This window comes from Lysinibacillus sp. (assembly GCF_032093475.1).
Lineage (GTDB): Bacteria > Bacillota > Bacilli > Bacillales_A > Planococcaceae > Lysinibacillus > Lysinibacillus irui.
The window spans coordinates 42278-46512 of the sequence record NZ_DAMDAY010000007.1; the positions used below are offsets into that span (position 1 = coordinate 42278).

The 4235-nt window shown below is 39.5% G+C and carries 5 protein-coding genes; 2 read left to right on the forward strand and 3 right to left on the reverse strand.

What is annotated here, in order from left to right; genetic code table 11:
* Both RT445_RS03315 and RT445_RS03320 read right to left on the reverse strand, forming a co-directional pair.
* A partial coding sequence (locus tag RT445_RS03315) for a TIM barrel protein (protein ID WP_313469684.1) occupies nucleotides 1-395 on the reverse strand: 395 nt, incomplete at its 3' end.
* Nucleotides 396-407: 12 nt separating this feature from the next.
* Nucleotides 408-1709, reverse strand: a complete 1302-nt coding sequence (locus tag RT445_RS03320; RefSeq protein ID WP_274797354.1) for a DEAD/DEAH box helicase — start codon at nucleotides 1707-1709, stop codon at nucleotides 408-410.
* A 398-nt stretch (nucleotides 1710-2107) separates the two neighbouring features.
* Here RT445_RS03320 and vrrA point away from each other — a divergent pair, with 398 nt between their 5' ends.
* Complete coding sequence (vrrA, locus tag RT445_RS03325; protein ID WP_274793774.1) at nucleotides 2108-2599, forward strand: VrrA/YqfQ family protein; 492 nt, start codon at nucleotides 2108-2110, stop codon at nucleotides 2597-2599.
* Between the two features lie 73 nt (nucleotides 2600-2672).
* Nucleotides 2673-3641 carry a 4-hydroxy-3-methylbut-2-enyl diphosphate reductase gene (locus RT445_RS03330; protein WP_274793775.1) on the forward strand — a complete coding sequence of 323 codons (969 nt, stop codon included), beginning with the start codon at nucleotides 2673-2675 and terminating at the stop codon, nucleotides 3639-3641.
* 46 nt (nucleotides 3642-3687) lie between these two features.
* Here the strand turns inward: RT445_RS03330 and RT445_RS03335 are convergent.
* On the reverse strand, nucleotides 3688-4235 hold a 548-nt coding region (locus tag RT445_RS03335), incomplete at its 5' end, for a response regulator (RefSeq protein ID WP_313469687.1).

Consider the following 4235-nt stretch of genomic DNA (forward strand, 5'->3'; position numbering starts at 1 on the left):
ACCTCATTCAAGCCTTCAACAATTTTCGCAATTCCAGCTTCAGCACCCGCACCTACATGCGCACCAGGGTGCAAGACAATTTGCGTTGCCTCTAGTGCTGCTGTGCGTTCAATTTCTGATTGTAGAAAATCGACTCCAAGACGGAATGTTTCTGGTTTTTCCGTATTCGCAATATTGATAATGTAAGGAGCATGCACAACAATATTTGTCATACCATGCTCTTTCATATGAAGTAGACCATTCATAATGTTCAGATCGGCAATCGCTTTACGACGTGTGTTTTGCGGTGCTCCTGTATAAATCATGAATGTATTTGCTCCATATGACAGTGCTTCTTTACTTGAGCCAAGCAACATCTCTTTCCCACTCATTGAAACATGTGAGCCAAGTAGCATGTAAAAAACCCCCTATTTTTTACCTCGCGCTTTTAAACGACGTTCACGTTTTTTAATTTTTTCCATTTCCCATTTCATATTACGCTTATAGCCTGGTTTAACCTTTTTAGGCTTACGCACCAATGCCTTCGCTTTCACATCGATTTCATTCTCTTGTTTCACGCGATTTTTACGCGCATGACGCTCTTTTAACTCAGACCATTCTCCATTTTTAACGTCTTTTTGCACAAAAGGAATACCCATTTTCTCTACACGAACTACTGCATCTTCATCAGATGGCTCAAATAAAGTAATGGCAGTTCCTTTATTACCTGCACGGGCTGTACGTCCAACACGGTGAATAAAGAATTCTAGGTCCTCTGGAATTTCGTAATTGATAACATGGGAAATTCCTTGAATATCGATACCACGTGCTGCTAAATCAGTCGCAACAATGTATTGATATTCTAGATCGCGGATTTGTTTCATCATCTTTTTACGATCACGTGGACTTAAATCACCATGGATTTGTCCACAACGGATACCATGTTCATTTAAATAACCGGCAACTTGCTCAGCTGTTTTACGTGTATTAGTAAAAATAACAGCTAAAAACGGATTAATACCTTCAATTACTTCTAATAAACGTTTATTACGCGATTTAGAGCGTACTGGCACAAGCACAAAATCAATACCCTCTGCCACTGGTCGCTTATCGTTCATTTGGATATGCACTGGGGCATCCATATATTTTTTTAAGAAAGGCTGAAGTTTTTCAGGAATCGTTGCAGAGAATACAAACATTTCAAGCTTCTCTGGCATTTGAGAAGCAAATCCATCAATATCCTCGATAAAGCCCATATCAAAAGCTAAATCAGCTTCATCAACAACTAGGATTGGTGCCGTATGCACAAATAACGCTTGTGCTGAAACAAGATCACGAATACGTCCAGGTGTCCCAACAACTATTTGTGGTTGTGTTTTTAATTTATCAATGGAGCGTTGCTTGTCCGTACCCCCAATAAATAGCTTTGCTTGAATAGCTGTTCCTTCTATTAACTGATTTAACGCATCAAATATTTGTTGTGCTAGTTCGCGTGTAGGAGAAGTAATAACAGCCTGAACTTCCTGTCTCTCTACATCAATACGTTGAACTATCGGAATTAAAAAACTATGTGTTTTCCCCGTTCCTGTATGTGCCTGTCCAATAGCACTTTTCCCTTTTAATAAAAGTGGAATAATTTCTTTTTGAATTGGTGTCGGTTCTGTAAAGCCTAGTTTTGCAATGGCGTCCTGCAAAAATGGCTGAAAATTGTAATCAGTATATTTTGACATCATTCGTTCCTCCTAACATCTTTCTCATTGTACCATGATTCGAACTTTAAGGTATATTTACATCCTATATATTACAAGCATAAACATAATTTAAACGTTTTATGATTACCGTAACAAAAGCCCTTATCAAAGGTACTTGAAATAAGAAGAATATGCAATCAAAAATACGAATACCACAATGCCAGAAACCCTGGGTACTGTAATTTTTAGCATCATGAAAAACGCCGAGAAGTTGTCACTCGCCGTTTTTGTTGGTTAGAAACGACCATTTTCTTTAGACAGTGATCCTATGTCATCATTGTTTTCTGTTTCTATATCGAACCCTCCCACTAGCCTTTGCATATCATAGCTATAGTCAGGTATGTCATCAATGAAAAACAAGTAGAAAGGAGATCATTATGGTATTTCGACCACCTTATCAATATCCTATGTATCCCGGTGGCATGAGAATGCCCATGCAAACACCACCACAAATGTCACCGCAGTCCTTTTACCAGCCTGGAGGCTTTCCTGTTCAACCACGAATTCCAGGCGGCTTTCCGATGGCTAATGGAATAGGTACCTTCGGAGGGCAAATGCCAACGCCACCTGTGCAGGAACCTTCTAAAATCGGTTCGTTCTTACAACAAGCAAATAGCTTATTCAATACAGCTAAGACCTATACACCTTATATTCAACAAGCAATGCCGATGGTAAAAAATATACCCTCGCTATTAAAGTTATACAAAGGATTCCAAGGCCTTCCATCCGCTGGGTCAGCTAGCGCTGATACTGCAGGAAGTGATAAAAAAGCTTCAACTGGAAGTAGACGATCATCAAGGCAAAGTGCATCATATACGCCTCCTGAACCACTTCCATCTAAACCACGTATCTTCCAACCACCTATGTAAATGAACGTTTCTTTGTATTCGCCGTCCCTGTCCGTTATAATGTAGATAGGTAAGCTTGAAAGGAGTCACAACCATGCAAGTATTAAAAATTAATCCACGTGGCTATTGCTACGGTGTTGTTGATGCGATGGTCATCGCTCGGAATGCCGCACTTGATAAAACATTACCAAGACCTATCTACATTTTAGGGATGATTGTGCATAATAAACATGTCACAGATGCGTTTGAAAAGGACGGAATCATCACATTAGATGGTGAAAACCGCCTAGAAATTATTGAACAAGTTGAAACCGGTACTGTCATTTTCACAGCACATGGTGTTTCACCTGAAATTCGTGAGATTGCAAAGCGAAAAGGCTTAGTGTCCATTGATGCCACATGTCCTGATGTAACAGTTACCCACGATTTAATTCGTGAAAAATCGGCTGAAGGCTATGATATTATTTATATCGGAAAAAAAGGACATCCCGAACCAGAGGGGGCCATTGGGGTTGCGCCTGATCATGTCCACTTAGTACAGTCCTCAAACGATATTGATGCGTTAAATTTAACGAATGATAAATTACTGGTGACAAATCAAACAACAATGAGCCAATGGGATGTTGCCCATTTAATGGATAGTTTAAAAGAAAAATTCCCTCATATCGAGGTACACAAAGAGATTTGTTTAGCGACACAGGTTCGTCAAGAAGCTGTCGCTCAGCAAGCTGGAGAAGCGGATTTACTCATCGTTGTGGGAGATCCTAAATCCAATAACTCAAACCGCTTAACACAAGTTTCCGTTGAAATTGCAGGAACACCATCCTATCGAATTGCGGATGTTTCGGAGCTTAAAATCGAATGGTTAAAAGGCATTAATAAAGTGGCAGTTACAGCAGGTGCCTCAACGCCAACTCCAATTGTCAAAGAGGTTATTACTTTCCTTGAGCAATTCGATGAACATGATGCCGCTACACATATAATCAATCGTACGGTGACATTAGAGAAAATCTTACCAAAGATTAAAACACCGACACCAGTTGATAAAATTATGCCTTATTAATAAAAACAAAAAATCCTGATTGCTTTTTGGCCAATCAGGATTTTCTTTATTTACTAAAATAATAGTTTATAGGTCGCCCAATACCTCCATAATGGACATCCATTGTAATTTCTTCTTGTTTCTCTAAATAGTCTAAATATCTTCTTGCGGTGACACGAGCAATTCCTACACCACTTGCTACGTCTTCTGCAGATGCACCATCGACCGAATGTAAAAAGTGCACAACCTTTTCAAGCGTTGTACGATTAAAGCCTTTCGGAAGATTATTTTCCGACCCTAGCGGAGCTGATTGTTCCACGTTAGTTTGCCCATCACGATAATGAAATAATTGATCCAATTCCCGCTGTGTGAGTTCCTGATCTGATTGTGTTTGCTTCTTAAAACGTAAATAATTATCAAGCGTACCTTTGACCCGTTCAAATGAAAAGGGCTTCATAATATAATCAAAGACACCTAGATGCAGTACTTGTTTCACTGTCTCCATATCATTCGCAGCCGTGACGGTAATAACATCCACTGGTAGGTCTAGTTCACGTATTTTTCGTAAGCTCGTAATGCCATCTTGCTCTGGCATAAAAATATCCATAAAGATTA

Coding starts and splice junctions, on each gene's coding strand:
- RT445_RS03320 (WP_274797354.1), bottom strand. CDS start 1,709: ATGTCAAAATATACTGATTACAATTTTCAGCCATTTTTGCAGGACGCC.
- vrrA (WP_274793774.1), top strand. CDS start 2,108: ATGGTATTTCGACCACCTTATCAATATCCTATGTATCCCGGTGGCATG.
- RT445_RS03330 (WP_274793775.1), top strand. CDS start 2,673: ATGCAAGTATTAAAAATTAATCCACGTGGCTATTGCTACGGTGTTGTT.